17 protein-coding genes are annotated in these 16,879 nt (G+C 70.4%); 9 read left to right on the plus strand and 8 right to left on the minus strand.

The annotated features are described in order from the left end of the window. Positions 1-2: 2 nt before the first annotated feature. The gene (locus tag OG746_RS32215) at positions 3-272 is read right to left on the minus strand and encodes a hypothetical protein (protein ID WP_266721111.1); all 270 of its coding nucleotides are present in this window, start codon (positions 270-272) and stop codon (positions 3-5) included. Positions 273-523: 251 nt separating this feature from the next. Then, positions 524-874: a DUF3099 domain-containing protein gene (locus OG746_RS32220; protein WP_266721113.1), complete on the minus strand. Its 351-nt coding sequence runs from the start codon at positions 872-874 to the stop codon at positions 524-526. Positions 875-1,099: 225 nt separating this feature from the next. On the opposite strand from OG746_RS32220, the gene OG746_RS32225 reads away from it, so the two are divergent. After that, positions 1,100-1,375: a GlsB/YeaQ/YmgE family stress response membrane protein gene (locus OG746_RS32225; RefSeq protein ID WP_266721115.1), complete on the plus strand. Its 276-nt coding sequence runs from the start codon at positions 1,100-1,102 to the stop codon at positions 1,373-1,375. A gap of 48 nt (positions 1,376-1,423) precedes the next feature. Here OG746_RS32225 and tyrS read toward each other — a convergent pair whose 3' ends face one another. From tyrS to OG746_RS32240, 3 genes are all read right to left on the minus strand, one after another. After that, on the minus strand, positions 1,424-2,701 hold the full coding sequence (gene tyrS, locus OG746_RS32230) for a tyrosine--tRNA ligase (protein WP_266721117.1): 1,278 nt from the start codon (positions 2,699-2,701) through the stop codon (positions 1,424-1,426). 89 nt (positions 2,702-2,790) lie between these two features. Then, the gene (locus OG746_RS32235) at positions 2,791-4,191 is read right to left on the minus strand and encodes a metallopeptidase TldD-related protein (protein ID WP_266721119.1); all 1,401 of its coding nucleotides are present in this window, start codon (positions 4,189-4,191) and stop codon (positions 2,791-2,793) included. Beyond that, a complete protein-coding gene (locus tag OG746_RS32240; protein WP_266721120.1) occupies positions 4,188-5,711 on the minus strand; it encodes a TldD/PmbA family protein in 1,524 nt (507 codons plus the stop codon). Before OG746_RS32240 ends, OG746_RS32235 begins: the two co-directional genes overlap by 4 nt. 175 nt (positions 5,712-5,886) lie before the next feature. Between OG746_RS32240 and fabG the strand changes: the two genes are divergently transcribed. The 3 genes from fabG (at position 5,887) to OG746_RS32255 (ending at position 7,838) form a co-directional block, all read left to right on the plus strand. Beyond that, the gene (gene fabG, locus OG746_RS32245) at positions 5,887-6,606 is read left to right on the plus strand and encodes a 3-oxoacyl-[acyl-carrier-protein] reductase (protein ID WP_266721122.1); all 720 of its coding nucleotides are present in this window, start codon (positions 5,887-5,889) and stop codon (positions 6,604-6,606) included. A 4-nt stretch (positions 6,607-6,610) separates the two neighbouring features. Continuing rightward, positions 6,611-7,387, plus strand: coding sequence for an enoyl-ACP reductase FabI (gene fabI, locus OG746_RS32250; protein WP_266721124.1), 777 nt, complete (start codon positions 6,611-6,613; stop codon positions 7,385-7,387). Positions 7,388-7,466: 79 nt separating this feature from the next. Then, positions 7,467-7,838 carry a hypothetical protein gene (locus tag OG746_RS32255; RefSeq protein ID WP_266721126.1) on the plus strand — a complete coding sequence of 124 codons (372 nt, stop codon included), beginning with the start codon at positions 7,467-7,469 and terminating at the stop codon, positions 7,836-7,838. On the opposite strand, the gene OG746_RS32260 is transcribed toward OG746_RS32255, so the two are convergent. Beyond that, entirely contained in the window at positions 7,813-8,508 is a 696-nt protein-coding gene (locus tag OG746_RS32260) for a FadR/GntR family transcriptional regulator (RefSeq protein ID WP_266721128.1), read from the minus strand. The two genes, OG746_RS32255 and OG746_RS32260, sit on opposite strands and share 26 nt — an antisense overlap. An 82-nt stretch (positions 8,509-8,590) precedes the next feature. Here OG746_RS32260 and OG746_RS32265 point away from each other — a divergent pair, with 82 nt between their 5' ends. The 4 genes from OG746_RS32265 to OG746_RS32280 all read left to right on the plus strand — a co-directional run bounded on the left by OG746_RS32265 (position 8,591) and on the right by OG746_RS32280 (position 11,085). Continuing rightward, positions 8,591-9,907 carry a CynX/NimT family MFS transporter gene (locus OG746_RS32265; protein WP_266721130.1) on the plus strand — a complete coding sequence of 439 codons (1,317 nt, stop codon included), beginning with the start codon at positions 8,591-8,593 and terminating at the stop codon, positions 9,905-9,907. 38 nt (positions 9,908-9,945) lie between these two features. Next, positions 9,946-10,056 carry an SGM_5486 family transporter-associated protein gene (locus tag OG746_RS32270; RefSeq protein WP_266725572.1) on the plus strand — a complete coding sequence of 37 codons (111 nt, stop codon included), beginning with the start codon at positions 9,946-9,948 and terminating at the stop codon, positions 10,054-10,056. A 192-nt stretch (positions 10,057-10,248) separates the two neighbouring features. Beyond that, positions 10,249-10,455 (plus strand): hypothetical protein, encoded by a 207-nt coding sequence (locus OG746_RS32275; protein WP_266721132.1) that lies wholly within the window; start codon positions 10,249-10,251, stop codon positions 10,453-10,455. Between the two features lie 111 nt (positions 10,456-10,566). Further along, positions 10,567-11,085, plus strand: a complete 519-nt coding sequence (locus tag OG746_RS32280) for a SixA phosphatase family protein (RefSeq protein ID WP_266721134.1) — start codon at positions 10,567-10,569, stop codon at positions 11,083-11,085. Between the two features lie 86 nt (positions 11,086-11,171). On the opposite strand, the gene serB is transcribed toward OG746_RS32280, so the two are convergent. Beyond that, positions 11,172-12,413 (minus strand): phosphoserine phosphatase SerB, encoded by a 1,242-nt coding sequence (gene serB, locus OG746_RS32285; RefSeq protein ID WP_266721136.1) that lies wholly within the window; start codon positions 12,411-12,413, stop codon positions 11,172-11,174. Between the two features lie 140 nt (positions 12,414-12,553). Then, positions 12,554-14,026, minus strand: coding sequence for a streptophobe family protein (locus OG746_RS32290; RefSeq protein ID WP_266721138.1), 1,473 nt, complete (start codon positions 14,024-14,026; stop codon positions 12,554-12,556). Positions 14,027-14,298: 272 nt separating this feature from the next. On the opposite strand from OG746_RS32290, the gene OG746_RS32295 reads away from it, so the two are divergent. Beyond that, complete coding sequence (locus OG746_RS32295; protein ID WP_524540506.1) at positions 14,299-16,830, plus strand: ABC transporter ATP-binding protein/permease; 2,532 nt, start codon at positions 14,299-14,301, stop codon at positions 16,828-16,830. Positions 16,831-16,879 lie beyond the last annotated feature (49 nt).

Consider the following 16,879-nt stretch of genomic DNA (forward strand, 5'->3'; position numbering starts at 1 on the left):
CCTCAGCCCTCGGTCCCGCTCTCGTTCTCGTTCTCGTTCTCGGAGGCGTCCCACTCCGCCAGCGCCACGACATCCTTCAGGAACCCGCGCAGGTCGAGGAACTTGGTCAGGTGCTCGCGGTGCTCGTCGCACGCCAGCCACGTCTTGCGGCGCTCCGGAGTGTGCAGCTTCGGGTTGTTCCACGCGAGCACCCACACCGCGTCGGCGCGACAGCCCTTGGCCGAGCACTGGGGAGTTTCGGGCGACGGTCCGGAGAGGTTCGCGAGGTTCACGCGTCAACCTTAAACGCCCTGGAACGCGCCCCGAAAAGGCCCTTGGAAGACCCCGGAAACGGCGACAGAAATGGCGACGCCGAGCAGCCACGGGGGGAGCTGCCCGGCGTCGGTCCGTCGCTCCGACGGGGGATGCGGAGCGCTCACGCAGTATGTCACGGGGGACCCGCTGCCCGGCACCGGAACAACATGATTGATCTGAGCTTTTCTTGAGCTTTGTCGACCGATTGTGCACCCGGGTCGGACCTCGCTCAGACCCGGTCCTCCGGGGCGGATTCCGCGGCGTCGGCGGCCGGTACCGGCGAGATCATGGGGCGCGAGGGCGCGGGCACGAAGGTCGACGGAAGCGAGGGGGCGTTCTCCCGGCCCGCGTTGGCGAAGACCACGGCGACGTAGGGGAGGAGTACGCCGAGCACCAGCGTCACGATGGCGACGTGGCGCTCCACGTTCCACAGCACTGCGGTGAGGATCACGGAAATGGTGCGGACGGACATCGAGATGATGTAACGGCGCTGCCGGCCGCGGATGTCGTCGGCGAGCCCTTGCCGGGCGCCCGTGATCCGGAAAACCTCGGCCCCACCGTTGTCCTTGCGCTTCCGCATCACACTCCACCACCCGCCAGCTAGCCGGCATCTCCCCGGACCGGACTGCGTCCACGGTACGCCCGGTATGCGTCGGCTACGAGACCGGGGGCGGGCCCGACCTGGGGGCGTGGCCTGCGCAGTACCACGTACGGAGCTGTCCGACATGCGCCGTATGGCGTACGCGGTGACACTGATCGCGTGGGTGGCCGTTCGGCATCCCGCACCGCGCGAGGAGGCGACGACATGAGCTGGTTGTGGGCGATCATCGTGGGCCTGGTGCTCGGTCTGATCGCAAAGGCGATCCTGCCCGGCAAACAGCAGATCCCGCTGTGGCTGACGGTGGTCTTCGGCATCATCGGCAGCGTCCTGGGCAACTGGGCGGCCACAGGGATGGGCGTCAACGACACCGGCGGCATCGACTGGATCCGCCACCTGCTGCAGTTGATCGGAGCGGTGGTCGTGGTCGGCGTGGGCGACCGCTTGTGGGTGGCGCTGCGCGGGAACAAGAGCAAGGCCTAGACGCGCGAGTGCCCCGCACCCCGAGAGGGGTGCGGGGCACTCGCGCGTCTAGGCCTTGCTCTTGACCTCCACGGCCGCGAGGTTCTTCTTGCCGCGCCGCAGCACCAGCCAACGCCCGTGCAGCAGCTCGTCCGCGCCCGGTACGAAGTCCTCGGCGGCGACCTTGACGTTGTTCACGTACGCGCCGCCCTCCTTCACGGTGCGGCGCGCGGCCGACTTGCTGGCGACGAGGCCGACCTCGGCGAACAGGTCGACGACCGGGCCGAGCTCGGCGACCTCGGCCTTCGGCAGCTCGGAGAGCGCCGCGGCGAGGGTGGCCTCGTCCAGGTCCGCCAGGTTCCCGTCGCCCTGACCGAACAGCGCCTTCGACGCGGAGATCACGGCGGCCGTCTGGTCGGCGCCGTGCACCAGCGTCGTCAGCTCCTCGGCAAGCGCGCGCTGCGCGGCACGCGCCTGCGGCCGCTCCTCGGTCTGCTTCTCCAGCTCTTCGAGCTCCTCGCGGGACTTGAAGGACAGGATCCGCATGTACGTCGAGATGTCCCGGTCGTCCACGTTCAGCCAGAACTGGTAGAACGCGTACGGCGTCGTCATCTCCGGGTCGAGCCAGACGGCGCCGCCCTCGGTCTTGCCGAACTTGGTGCCGTCGGCCTTCACCATCAGCGGCGTCGCCACGCAGTGCGCCACCGCGTCCGGCTCCAGGCGGTGGATCAGGTCGAGCCCGGCCGTGAGGTTGCCCCACTGGTCGGAGCCGCCCTGCTGGAGCGTGCAGCCGTAGCGGCGGTACAGCTCCAGGAAGTCCATGCCCTGGAGCAGCTGGTAGCTGAACTCGGTGTAGCTGATGCCCTCCTGGGACTCCAGGCGGCGGGCCACGGAGTCCTTGGTCAGCATCTTGTTGACCCGGAAGTGTTTGCCGATGTCACGCAGGAACTCGATCGCGGACATCCCGGCGGTCCAGTCCAGGTTGTTCACCATCGTCGCCGCGTTCTCGCCCTCGAAGTCGAGGAACGGCTCGATCTGCGAGCGGAGCCGGGAGACCCACTGGGCGATCGTCTCCGGGTCGTTCAGCGTGCGCTCCGCCGTCGGGCGCGGGTCGCCGATCTGGCCCGTGGCCCCGCCCACCAGGGCGAGCGGGCGCAGGCCCGCGTGCTGGAGCCGGCGCATGGTGAGGACCTGCACCAGGTGTCCGACGTGCAGGGAGGCCGCGGTCGGGTCGAAGCCGCAATAGAACGTGACCGGACCGTCCGCGAGCGCCTTGCGCAGTGCGTCCTCGTCAGTGGACTGGGCCCACAGGCCACGCCACTTCAGCTCGTCGACGATGTCGGTCACGGTTCTTGGTCTCCTTGAACAGGTCTGCTGGAACCCTGCCAGTCTATGGGCGCCCACCGACAGCGCCGTACCGAGTTGTCCGGGACGGCTCAGACGCCCTGGCTGACCGAGCTCATGTTGAAGTCCGGCACCCGCAGCGCGGGCATCGCGGCCCTGGTGAACCAGTCGCCCCACTCCCTGGGCAGCGTCTTTTCCGTGCGCCCCGCCTCCGTGGCCCGGCCGAGCAGGCCGATCGGCGACTCGTTGAACCGGAAGTTGTTCACCTCGCCCACGACCTCGCCGTTCTCCACGAGGTACACGCCGTCGCGGGTGAGGCCGGTGAGCAGCAGCGTCGCCGGGTCGACCTCGCGGATGTACCAGAGGCAGGTGAGCAGCAGCCCGCGCTCGGTACCGGCCACCATCTCGTCGAGGGACTTCGCGCCGCCGCCGTCGAGGATCAGGTTGTCGATGGCGGGCGCGACGGGGTGCCCGGTGAGCGCGGCGCTGTGCCGGGTCGTCGTGAGGTGCTTGAGCTCTCCCCGGGAGATCCAGTCGGTGGCGCCGACCGGCAGCCCGTTGTCGAACACCGAAGACGCGTCGCTGGAGGCGTGCGCGAGGACGAACGGGGCCGATTCGAGCCCCGGCTCCCGAGGGTCGCTGCGCAGGGTCAGCGGCAGCTCGCTGAGCCGCTCGCCCACCCGCGTACCGCCGCCCGGCTTCGAGAACACGGTGCGGCCCTCGGTCGCGTCCCGCGCCCCCGACGACCACATCTGGTAGATCAGCAGGTCCGCCACGGCGGTCGGCGGCAGCAGCGTCTCGTAGCGCCCGGCGGGCAGGTCGATACGCCGCTGGGCCCACCCGAGCCGGGTCGCGAGCTCCGCGTCCATCGCCGCCGGGTCGACGTCCTTGAAGTCCCGCGTCGAGCGCCCCGCCCACGCGGACCGCCTGCGGCCGTGCGACTTGGCGTTCAGCTCAAGCGTCCCGTTGGGCTGGTCGTGACGCAGCCGCAGCCCCGCCGACGTACCGAGATAGCTGCTGGTCAGCTCGTGGTTGGCGAAGCCGTACAGCTCCCGGCCGCCCGCCCTGGCCCGCGCGAACGCCTCGCCGAGCGCCGGCGCGAAGTCCGCGAAGACGGCGGACGAGGTCTCGGCGGGCGCGTCCGTGAAGTCGGGGGAGTGCGCCACGTCGCCGACCAGCGGCTGCGCGTCCTCGGCGGGCCCCGCCTTGGCCGCGGCCTCCTCGGCGGCGCGCACCAGCGACTCCAGGTCGTCCGCGGTCACGGCCGACCGGGACACGACGCCGGACGCCGTGCCCTCCTTGCCGTCGACCGTCGCGACGACGGTGAGGGTGCGCCCGCGCGTGACGCCGTTCGTGGTGAGCGCGTTGCCCGCCCAGCGCAGATTGGCGGTGGACGTCTCGTCGGCGATGACCACGCAGCCGTCGGCCCGCGACAGCTCGAGGGCGCGCTCGACGATCTCGTACGGCTTGGTCCCGGGCGTACGGGGGCTCATCGACCGGCCTCCTGCGTGGTGTTGAGGATGTTGACGCCCTTGAAGAGGGCCGATGGGCAGCCGTGCGAGACGGAGGCGACCTGGCCCGGCTGGGCCTTGCCGCAGTTGAAGGCGCCGCCGAGTACGTACGTCTGCGGGCCGCCGACCGCCGCCATGGAGCCCCAGAAGTCGGTCGTCGTCGCCTGGTACGCGAAGTCCCGCACCTGCCCGGCCAGCTTCCCGCCCCGGATCGCGTACGCGCGCTGCGCCGTGAACTGGAAGTTGTAGCGCTGCATGTCGATCGACCACGACCGGTCGCCCACGAGGTAGAGCCCCCGGTCGACCCCCGCGATCAGGTCGTCCGTCGCGAGCCCGCCCGGATCCGGCTGGAGCGACACGTTCGCCATCCGCTGCACGGGGACGTGCCCGGGGGAGTCCGCGTAGGCACACCCGTTGGAGCGCTCGAAGCCGGTCAACTTGGCGATGCGGCGGTCGAGTTGATAGCCGGCGAGGGTCCCGTCCCTCACCAGGTCCCAGGACTGTCCCGCCACGCCCTCGTCGTCGTACCCGATGGTGGCGAGCCCGTGCTCGGCCGTCCGGTCACCGGTCACGTTCATGATCTCGGAGCCGTACTTGAGCTTCCCGAGCTGGTCGAAGGTGGCGAAAGAGGTGCCCGCGTACGCCGCCTCGTAGCCGAGCGCGCGGTCCAGCTCGGTGGCGTGCCCGATCGACTCGTGGATGGTCAGCCACAGGTTGGACGGGTCCACGACCAGGTCGTACGCGCCCGCCTTGACGCTCGGCGCGCGCATCTTCTCGGCGAGCAGCTCGGGGATCTCGGCGAGCTCCCGGTCCCAGTCCCAGCCGGTCCCGGTGAGGTACTCCCAGCCGCGCCCCACCGGCGGCGCGATCGTGCGCATCGAGTCGAACTCGCCGCTGGAGTCGTCCACGGCGACCGCCGTCAGCTCCGGGTGCAGCCGCACGCGCTGCTGCGTCGTGACGGTCCCCGCCGTGTCCGCGTAGAACTTGTTCTCGTGGACGCAGTACAGAGAGGCGTCCACGTGGGACACCCCGTCCGCCGAGAGCAGCCGCGCGCTCCAGTCGGCGAGCAGCCCGGCCCGCTCCTCCTCCGGGACGGTGAAGGGGTCGACCTCGTACGAGGAGATCCAGGTCTTGTCCGCGTGCACCGGCTCATCGGCCAGCTCCACGCGCTCGTCGGACCCGGCCGCCTTGATCACCTGCGCGCTCAGCTTCGCCATCGCCACGGCCTGCGAGGCCACCTTCGCCGCGCCGCCCATCGTCAGATCGACACCGGAGGCGAACCCCCAGGTCCCGCCGTGCACCACGCGTACCGCATAGCCCAGGTCCGTACTGTCGGAGGAACCCGAGGGCCTCGCGTCCCGCAGCCGCACGGACGCGCCGCGCACCCGCTCGAGCCGGAAGTCCGCGTGGTCCGCTCCCAGCGCGCGTGCGCGCGCGAGGGCGGCGTCGGCGAGTGCCCTCAGGGGCAGTGCGAGGAACGACTGATCGATCTCGTGGGCCATGGGCGGCTTCCCCTTCTGTCGCGGCGCAGTGCGTGTGAGTGAACCACGACACGTGCTGTCTGTGGGAACCCCACAGACAGCACCCCCTCGCCCTGTCGCCCCCGGATTCGGCACCCGGTGCCGGGGCCGGATAGGTTCAAGGCGTACCTGACCGCCGAAACGAAAGGGTGATCCGTTGAGCCGCTCGGTTCTCGTCACCGGGGGAAACCGGGGCATCGGCCTCGCCATCGCCCGCGCCTACCTGGAGCAGGGCGACAAGGTGGCCTTCACCTACCGCTCCGGAGAGCCCCCCAAGGAGCTCGTCGACGCCGGCGCTCTCGGCGTCCGCTGCGACATCACGGACTCCCAGCAGGTGGACGCCGCCTACAAGGAGATCGAGGAGAAGCACGGCAACGTCGAGGTCCTCGTCGCCAACGCGGGCGTCACCAAGGATCAGCTCCTCATGCGCATGTCCGAGGAGGACTTCACGTCCGTCCTCGACACCAACCTCACCGGCACCTTCCGGGTCGTGAAGCGTGCCAACCGCGGCATGCTGCGCGCCAAGAAGGGCCGCGTCGTGCTGATCTCCTCCGTGGTCGGCCTGCTCGGCTCGGCGGGGCAGGCGAACTACGCCGCTTCGAAGGCGGGTCTGGTCGGCTTCGCGCGCTCCCTCGCCCGTGAGCTCGGGTCGCGCAACATCACCTTCAACGTCGTCGCCCCCGGTTTTGTCGACACCGACATGACCCAGGCGCTCACCGACGAGCAGCGCAAGGGCATCGTGTCGCAGGTGCCGCTCGGCCGGTACGCGCAGGTCGAGGAGATCGCCGGAGTGGTGAAGTTCCTGACCTCCGACGACGCCGCGTACATCACTGGAGCCGTCATCCCGGTTGACGGCGGACTGGGAATGGGTCACTGACACCATGGCTGGAATCCTCGAGGGCAAGAAGATCCTCATCACCGGTGTGCTGATGGAGTCCTCCATCGCCTTCCACACCGCGAAGCTGGCCCAGGAGCAGGGTGCGGAGATCATCCTCACCGCCTGGCCGCGGCCGACGCTCACCGAGCGCATCGCCAAGAAGCTGCCGGAGCCCGACAAGGTCAAGGTCCTGGAGCTCGACGTCTCGAACGACGAGCACCTCGCCCGCCTGGAGGGCCAGGTCCGCGAGCAGCTCGGCGGCCGCCTCGACGGCATCGTGCACTCCATCGGCTTCGCGCCGCAGGACGCGCTCGGCGGCAACTTCCTGAACACGCCGTTCGAGTCCGTGTCCACCGCCATGCACGTCTCCGCCTTCTCCCTGAAGTCGCTGACGATGGCGCTGCTGCCGCTGATGAACGAAGGCGGCTCCGTCGTCGGCCTCACCTTCGACGCGCAGTTCGCGTGGCCGCAGTACGACTGGATGGGCCCGGCCAAGGCCGCTCTCGAGGCGACGAACCGCTACATGGCGCGTTACCTGGGCGAGCAGAACATCCGCTGCAACCTGATCTCGGCGGGCCCGATCGGCTCCATGGCCGCGAAGTCGATCCCCGGCTTCAGCGAGCTGGCGTCGGTGTGGGACAACCGCTCCCCGCTGGAGTGGAAGCTCGAGGACCCGGAGCCGGCGGGCAAGGGCATCGTCGCGCTGCTCTCGGACTGGTTCCCGAAGACGACGGGCGAGATCGTGCACGTCGACGGCGGTCTGCACGCCATCGGGGCCTGACACCTAGCTCACTCGTTCGGCCCACCGGCCGGGCGGGCCGTAGGGACCTCCGCGCACGCTGGTGCGAGGAGGTCCCTACGTGCGTCTGCACCCCCGTTTCACCGCCGCCGTCGTCCTGTTGCTCTCGCTGCCGTACGTCGCCGCGTGCGCGCAGGCGCAGGGGGCGACGGCCGAAAAGGGCGGCCACGCGCGCGTGGCCGAGAAGAAGCGGGAGCATTTCGGCGCGGACTGCCGGATCGACATCGACCGGGATCTCGTGAGCGCGACCTGTCACAACCCGTATCCCACGATCGACCGAGTCGCCCTGCACATCGAGTGCGACGAGTGGTGGGACATCGACACCGATTCACGCCCGAAGGCGGTGTTCCCGGCCGAGACCCTGCGGCTGGACGGGCGGTGCTGGAAGAACGTGCGGACCGCGTGGGTCAGTCACCGGAAGCCGGCGCGGTGAGCCGGCCGGGGCGGCAGTCGAACGGATAGCGCGCGGCCTCCTTGGCGGCGGCCTCGGCATCGCCCACCCGGATCGCGTCGACGAGCGTCGTGTGGTCCATGTGGTTCTCCGCGGTGAGCCGCTCGCCGACGTCCTCGCGCAGCCAGTCCCGCATGACCTCGCCGAGGTCCGCGTACATCGCCGTCAGTACGTCGTTGTGGGACGCGGCCACCACGGCCAGGTGGAACGTCGCGTCCGCCGACACGAACGCCTCCGTGTCCCCGGACGACCAGGCCTCCTCGCGCCGCACGAGCAGCGCGTCGAGCTGCTTCAGGTCGCGCTCGGTGCGCCGCTCCGCAGCGAACTTCGCCGCGCTCGACTCCAGCGTGGCGCGCAGCTCGGCGATGTCCTGCGGGGCGGCCTCCGCGAACCGCCGCTGCATGACGCCCGCCAGCTCACTCGTCGCCACGACGTACGTGCCCGAGCCCTGCCGGATGTCAAGCAGGCCGTTGTGCGCGAGGGCGCGCACCGCCTCCCGCACCGTGTTCCTGGCCACACCCAGCTGTTCCACGAGCTCGGGCTCCGTCGGGATGCGGGAGCCCACCGGCCACTCGCCCGAGGAGATCTGGGCGCGCAGGGCGGAGATGACCTGCTCGGACAGGGCCGAGCGCTGGGGCGAGGTCAGCGGCATGACATTCCTTCGTGCAGGCGGAGGTCGTACGGTAGCGAACCGATTGGACAACCAATCATCCCATGATTCTAAGATGGGTCTCATGGCTAGTGAGGAAACCCCGACGATGGCACCACCGAGCGCCGCCCCCGAGACCCCCGTGCAGGCCGAGAAGCCCGCCCCGCGCGCGTGGGTGGTCCGGCTGGTCGTGGTCGGCATCGTGCTCGCCGCGGTGAACCTGCGGCCCGCCATCACCAGCCTCGGCGCCCTCCTCGAAGAGGTCCGCGACGGGCTCGGGATGAGCGGCAGCGTCGCCGGCCTGCTCACCTCCGTGCCGCCGCTCTGCTTCGCGATCTTCGGCGTGATGGCGCCCCGGCTCGCCAGGCGCTTCGGCCCGAGCGCCGTCGTCTGCGCCGGCATGTTCGCCATCGCCGCGGGCCTCGTCGTCCGCCCGTTCACCGGCGGCACCGCCGGCTTCCTCGTGGCCAGCGCGCTCGGCCTGATGGGCATCGCCGTCAGCAACGTGCTGATGCCGGTCATCGTCAAGCGCTGGTTCCCCGACAAGGTCGGCACCATGACCGGCCTGTACTCGATGGCCCTCGCGCTCGGCACCTCCACCGCGGCCGCCGCGACGGTGCCGGTGACCTCGGCGCTCGGCGGGAACTGGAAGGCCGGGCTCGCGGTGTGGGCGGTGCTCGCCGTCGCGGCGGCGCTGGCCTGGTTGCCGCTCGTGGGCAAGAAGGACACGTCCACCCTGGCGGCCGCCGCCTCACCCGCCGCCGAGTCCGCCGCGGCCTCCGAAGGAAGCGGTCTGCGCATCGCCCGCAGCCGTACCGCCTGGGCGCTCGCCGTCTTCTTCGGGCTCCAGGCCACGGCCGCGTACATCACGATGGGTTGGATGGCGCAGATCTTCCGCGACTCGGGGGTCTCCGCGTCCACCGCGGGCATACTGCTCGCCGTCACCATGGCGATGGGCATCCCGCTCGGCTTCGTCATCCCGCGGATGGCCGCCCGGCTGCCCAGCCAGGGGCCGATGGTGATCGCCCTCGGCCTGTGCGGTCTCGCCGGTTACGCGGGCCTGTACTTCGCCCCGGCCTCCGGCGCCTGGGCGTGGGCGGTGCTGCTCGGCATCTCCAACTGCGCCTTCCCGCTGGCGCTCACCATGGTCGGGATGCGTGCCCGCACGGGCGTGGGTGTCGCCAAGCTGTCCGCCTTCGCGCAGTCCACCGGCTACCTGATCTCGATCCCCGGGCCGCTGCTCGTCGGCGTCCTCAACCAGCACAGCGGCGGCTGGGGCGTCCCGATCGCGTTCATGGCCGCACTGATGGTGCCGCAGATCGTGGTGGGCGTGTTCGCGGGCCGCAACCGCACCGTCGAGGACGAGGCGGGCGACACGACCAAGGCCGCCCCGGCGTCCTGAGGGACGGGGACAGGTGCGACACTTGGCGCATGTCGCCTGTGCTCGAGCCGAATCCCCAGAACGGCCAGAAGAAGCTGCTCCTCGTGCTCGGCGCGATGCTGGCCGTCACCGTCGTCGTCGGCATCATCGCGTCCATCGCCGCACCGTAGGGCGGGGCCGCGGGGGCAGGGTGGGGTTAACTCCACCATCCCCTAGGGGGCCAGTGTCAGGGTGAAGTGGGTGGATCACCGGATGGGCCCGAGGCCCCCGGTTCCGTAGCTTCGAAGTGTCGCCGAGAGAGTCGGCGCACCGGACGAAGCGCCACCCACGGAACACGGCCCCCGGAGGCAGCAGCCATGTCGATGTCAGCCCCCACACACACCCGGCCCGACGTGGCAGCCACGGGTCGCGTCGACGTCCGGCTGCCGTGGTGGGCGATCGTGCTCCCGGCCGTGGCCTTCGTGGCACTGCTCCTGCTGATCCTCAACCCGGCCGACGCCCAGGCCGTCGCGGGTGAACCGAGCCTGGTCGACATCCTGGGCCGCGCGAAGGACCTGGTGCTCCGCTAGGGCCTGATCCAAACGACAGGCCCCAGGGCCCATACAGGGCCGTTCACTCGTGCCGGGTGACCCCGTCAACTCCCTGCGCCCGGCCGAGGGTTTCATGCGAAGCTGGGACACATGAGCGTCGCAGAACCCCGCAGGATTGTCCTTTTCCGGCATGCCAAGGCGGACTGGCCGCAGGTCTCCGATCATGAGCGGCCGCTCGCCGAGCGGGGGCGCAGGGACGCCCCCGTCGCCGGCCGCAAGCTGGCCGACGCAGGCATCTCCTTCGACCTGGCCCTGTGCTCGACCGCCACGCGTACCCGTGAGACCTGGAAGCTCGCCGTGCAGGAGATGCCGGAGCGACCGAAGACCGTGTACGAGGAGCGGATCTACGAAGCATCGCCCGGCGAACTGATCGCCGTGCTGAACGAGACCCCCGACGACGTGCACAATGCCGTACTGATCGGCCACAACCCCGGTGTGCAGGCCCTCTCCGAGATCCTCGCCGCGGACGCCGACGAAGACGCCCGGCAGCGGCTGGACCGACGTGGCTTCCCGACCGCCGCGTTCTCCGTGCTCACGTTCACCGGACCGTGGAAGAGCCTGGAGCCCGGCACCGCCACGCTCGTCGACTACTGGGCGCCGAGCGAGTAACCGCCACCGCCCGTCCTTCATACGTACGACGTGGGGCCCGGTACCGACGACCGGTATCGGGCCCCACGCACGACGTCCTAAGCGCTCTAAGCGCCCTGCGCGTCCGCGGCCTCGACCTCTTCGCGCGTGACGCCCAGCAGGTACAGCACCGTGTCGAGGAACGGTACGTTCACCGCGGTGTGCGCGGCCTCGCGCACGACCGGCTTGGCGTTGAAGGCGACGCCGAGCCCGGCCGCGTTCAGCATGTCCAGGTCGTTCGCGCCGTCACCGATCGCCACGGTCTGCTCGAGCGGCACCCCGGCCTCGGTGGCGAACCGCCGCAGCAGGCGCGCCTTGCCCGCGCGGTCCACGATCTCGCCCGTGACCCTGCCGGTCAGCTTCCCGTCGACGATCTCCAGGGTGTTCGCCTGGGCGAAGTCGAGCCCGAGGCGCTCCTTCAGATCGTCCGTGACCTGCGTGAATCCGCCGGACACGACGCCCACTTGGTAACCGAGGCGCTTGAGCGTACGGATCAGGGTGCGCGCGCCCGATGTCAGCCGGACCTCGCTGCGCACCTTCTCCACGACCGAGGCGTCGAGGCCCGCGAGCAGCGCCACGCGCGCGTGCAGCGACTGCTCGAAGTCGAGTTCGCCGCGCATCGCCGCCGCCGTCACCTCGGCGACCTTGTCCTCGCAGCCCGCGTGCGCCGCGAACAGCTCGATCACCTCGTCCTGGATGAGCGTCGAGTCGACGTCCATCACGACGAGCCGCTGCGCGCGCCGGTGCAGCCCGGCCGAGACGACCGCCACGTCCACGCCCAGCTTCGCCGCCTCGGTGGCGAGGGCCGTGCGCAGCTGCTCGGTCGGGGTGCCGGACACCGCGAACTCGACTGCCGTCACGGGGTACTTCGCGAGCCGGAAGATACGGTCGATGTTGCCACCGGTGCCGGTGATGGCGGCCGCTATCGACGCGGCCGACTCGGCGGTGAGCGGGTGACCGAGGACGGTGACGTGGGAGCGTCCGGTGCCGCGCGGACGGTTGTCGCCGATGCCGGAGATGATCTCCGCCTGCATCTTCATCGACTCGGCCCAGCTGTGGACGGTCGACCGGAGATCCCCCTCGAGCCCGGCCGGCGGCTGGGTCACCAGGGCACACAGGACGATGCGGCCGCGCGTGACGACCTGCTCGATGTCGACGACATCCACTGAGTAGGCGGCGAGGGTGTCGAAGAGCCCGGCGGTGATGCCGGGCCGGTCCTTGCCGAAGATCTTGACCAGGAGAGTGGGGACATCCGCCGGAACGTCCACGGGAGGGGCATCAGCGGTGGGCTGGGGCTGCGAAGCGCTCATGATGGCGCCTACGTTATCGGTCCTGTGTACGGCCCCCGCAATCACGCCCACTATGTAGGCCCCTGCCCTTCAAACCCCGCTTGTGGACGAGAGCCCGCGGGGTCCGGGGCAGAGGCCCCGCGACCGCTCCACGGCCCCCGTCACGGGTCGTACGGCCGCAGATACGGATTCGTATCGGGGTTGGCGGGCCGATACGGGCTACTGGGCCGATACGGCCCCGCCGCCCCCACTGTCCCGTCCCCCGGCGGAGCCGCCCGCGCCGCCCCGGTCACATACGCCAGCACCGCGCCCAGCGCCCCCGCCCCCGCCCCCCACGCCGCCCCGAGCAGCACCGCCATCCCGATCTGCCCGTGCAGTTCGATCCCCGCCCCGAACGCGTCGAAGCCGAGGACCGAGAGCGAGGCCCCCGCCGACACCCCGGTGAGCCACACAAGGAGCGGCAGCGCGAGCGCCGTCACGCCCCCCAGTCGCAACGCGCACCGCCCCGCGAACCCCAGGACGCCCTTCGTCACGGGTGAGCGCACGGCCGTCAGCACCCCGGCGAGCAGCATCATCACGGCCGCCGCGACGCCCAACAGCCACACCCTGCCGTCGAGTTCCGCGAGCCGCCCCAGCGTCATCGGCTCGTCGGACGACACCCTGAGCAGCTCGTCCAGCGGATCCGGCAGCAGCTTCGCGAGCTCACCCGTGGCCTTGCCGTCCCAGGGCACGAAGAGGCCGAGGGGGATGCCGAGCCACACCCCGTTGGGCGCCCCGAGCAGCGCGGCGCCCGCGATCCGCTTCGGATGGTCGTCGCCGATCGCCGCGTACGCCGCCGCTGCCAGGCCCGCGACGACCGCCATCAGCAGCACCGCCACGAGCGCCGAAGCGGCCGGGCGGACCGTCCGGTTCAGCGGGGCGAGCACGCGCGGCAGCGGAGTGCGCCGCGACGCGAGCAGGGCGATCACCAGAACACCCACGACGAACGCCGCGGCGCCGAGCAACGAAGGGACCGTCTCCACGGTGAACCCGACGGAGGCCTTCGCGTCGACCAGGTCGCCGATCCGGTCGGGCAGCGCGTCACCGATCCCGCCCGGCAGCTTGTCCGCTATGCCCCCCGGAAGTTTGTCCCCGCCGCCCGGAATCTTGTCGAGCCCCAGCTGCGAGCCGTCGATCGTGATGACGTCGTGACCGGCCCAGGCGAGGCCGCCCATCATCGCCACGAAGAGCGCCACCACGGTGCCCGCGCGCGCGAGGAGTTCGCCGGGCGCCACCTCAACTCCGGCCGCGCGCAGGGAGCGTAGAAAGAACCAGCTGATTGCGAGCGCGCCCACCAGACCCACACCGAGCGGCGCGATGTCGATCGCGGCGTCCGCCTGCGCGCCCTCGATTCCGAAGGCCGAGACGTCCCCGGAAGGCGTCACACGGCCGCCCGCCGCGAGCGCCACCACGGCGGCCGTCATCGGCCCGAGCGAAGCGGCCGTATCCGCCTCCAGCAAGTGCAGGCCGAGCGCCGCGACTCCGGCCATCGCGATGAACGCCCAGCTCACCGCGGCCACGGCGGACAGCAGGACATCGCCGACGGGCAGGCGCGCGCGCCGCTTCGCATCTTGGCCGCTGTCCGCCAAGGCCATCAAGGACCCCCCGATCCGCCCCGCCTCGCCCCCTGAGATCCCAGTTGCTCATGATCCGTGGGGAGTTGTGGGCTCTTACCACTCTCCGGGGCCGCATCCGTACCGTCAACGGGGCGGGAGCCAAGGGGTGTGCGGGAGGTACGAACGGGCTTCGCGCAAGGCCCGCCTTTCGGTCACGGAGGGCTTCCTGAAATAGTTCCTCACGATGTTCGACATCCCTAGACTCCCCATGTCGGGGGAAAAACTCGGGGGACAACTCAGTGGGGCATGGAGTGCCTGATCTCGTACTGGAATTGAATGGCAGGACCTGGACGCTCGACGCGTCCAGGCCGTACACCCTCGGACGTGATCCGCAGGGTGACATCGTGCTCGACGACGCCCGGGTGTCCTGGCGTCACGCCACGATCAGCTGGGGCGGCCGCAGTTGGGTCATCGAGGACCACGGCTCGACCAACGGCACCTTCGTGCAGGGGCAGCGGATCCACCAGATGGAGATCGGCCCCGGTTCGTCCGTGCACCTGGGCAACTCCACCGACGGCCCGTGCCTGAACGCGCAGGGCAGCGCCCGCGCCGCCGCCGTTGCCACGCCGCACCAGGCGCAGCAGCAGGCCGCGGGCCTCGCGCAGCAGCCGTCACCACAGCAGTACCAGCAGCAGCCGAGCTGGTCCCAACAGGCGTCCCAACAGGCGCCCCAGCAGCGCGAGGCGCCACGGCAGCAACAGCCGCCGCAGGCGCAGTGGGTGCCGCAGCAGCAGGGCGCCGGCGGGGTCGCGGGGGCCCCGCCCGTGTACGGCGACCGCAGCCCCACCACGTTCCACCAGCTGTCGCTCGGCCGCGTCATGCGCATCGGCCGCTCCCTGGAGAACGAGCTGGTGGTCTCGGACCTCCAGGTCTCGCGCCTGCACGCCGAGTTCCACGCGTCGCCCGACGGCCGCTTCGAGATCCACGACCTCGGCTCGCACAACGGCACGTACGTCAACGGCCAGCCGATCCCCAAGGGCGGCACGACCCTCCTTGGGCCGAACGACATCGTGGGCGTGGGCCACTCCACGTTCCGCCTGGTCGGCGACAGGCTCGAGGAGTTCGTCGACACCGGTGACGTCTCCTTCTCCGCGCGCCATCTGACGGTCACCGTCGAAGGCGGCAAGCAGATCCTCAAGGACGTCTCGTTCGGCGTCCCGGAGAAGTCGCTGATCGCCGTCATCGGCCCGTCGGGCTCCGGCAAGTCGACGCTCCTGAAGGCGCTCACGGGCTACCGTCCGGCCAACGAGGGCGACGTCCTCTACGACAACCGGAACCTCTACAAGCAGTTCGCCGAGCTGCGCCAGCGCATCGGTCTGGTCCCGCAGGACGACATCCTGCACAAGGAGCTGACCGTCAAGAAGGCGCTCAAGTACGCCGCCAAGCTGCGCTTCCCCGCGGACACCAGCGAGCAGGAGCGCCAGCAGCGCATCGACGAGGTGCTGCGCGAGCTCAAGCTGGACATCCACAAGGAGAAGAAGGTCACCTCCCTCTCCGGTGGCCAGCGCAAGCGCGTGTCGGTGGCCCTGGAGCTGCTGACCAAGCCGTCGCTGATCTTCCTGGACGAGCCGACCTCCGGCCTCGACCCGGGCATGGACCGCGACGTCATGCAGCTGCTTCGCGGTCTCTCCGACGACGGGCGCACGGTCCTCGTGGTCACCCACTCGGTGGCCGAGCTGGCGCTCTGCGACAAGCTCCTTGTGATGGGTCCTGGCGGCGCCGTCGCCTACTTCGGCCCGCCGGAGGAGGCGCTCAACTTCTTCGGCTACAAGACGTGGGCCGACGTGTTCTCGGCGTTCGAGAACTACCGCGACTACGACTGGGCGGGCCGCTGGAAGGGCTCGCAGCACTACCAGATGTACGCGGCCGACATCGACGCCGTCGCCGCGCAGTCGGATCCGGTGGCGCCGCCCTCCGCGATCAAACCGCCCAAGACGCAGCCCTGGGGCTCCCAGCTGTTCACGCTGATCCGCCGCTATGTGTCGGTGATCGCCTCCGACCGGGGCTTCCTCGGCCTGATGGTGATCCTGCCCGCGGTCCTCGGCCTCGTCTCGGTGGTCATCCCGGCCGACTTCGGCCTGGGCCCGCCCAAGCCACCGGCCAAGTTCAACGGGGACGCCGGCACGATCATGCTGATCATCGCGGTCGGCATGTGCTTCTCCGCGGCGGCCAACTCGGTCCGCGAGCTGATCAAGGAGCGGGTCATCTATGAGCGAGAACGGGCCACCGGCCTGTCCCGCTCCGCGTACCTGATGTCCAAGGTCATCGTCCTCGGCGTGATCACGGCGTTCCAGGGCGTCATCATCTGCGCCATCGGCTTCATCCCGCGCGAGCTGCCGAAGGAAGGCCTCGTGCTGCCGCCGGCCGCCGAGCTGTGCATCTCGATCATCGCGCTCGGCTTCGCGTCGATGATGTTCGGCCTGGTGATCTCCGCGCTGGTGAAGACGTCCGAGAAGACGATGCCGCTGCTGGTCATGTTCGCGATCGTCCAGGTCGTGTTCACCGGTGTGCTCTTCCAGATCTACGGCACCGTGGGCCTCGAGCAGTTCGCCTGGCTGATGCCGTCCCGCTGGGCGGTGGGCGCCGCGGGCGCCACTCTGGACCTCAGCAAGCTGATGCCACCGTGGGACCCGCAGAACCCGAACGACCTCGACCCGCTGTGGGAGCACTCGGTCACCCAGTGGGGCATCAACCTCACGGTCCTGATCGTGCTCGCCGTCGTCTGCGGCTTCGCCGTCGCGCGCCTGCTGCGCCGGCACGAGCCCGAGGTCATGCGCAAGTAGGAGAGTCCGTAGGGACACACGAAGGGCGGCACCCTGTGGGTGCCGCCCT

Origin of the sequence: Streptomyces sp. NBC_01016, from assembly GCF_026341035.1 — a bacterium.
Taxonomy (GTDB): Bacteria; Actinomycetota; Actinomycetes; order Streptomycetales; family Streptomycetaceae; genus Streptomyces.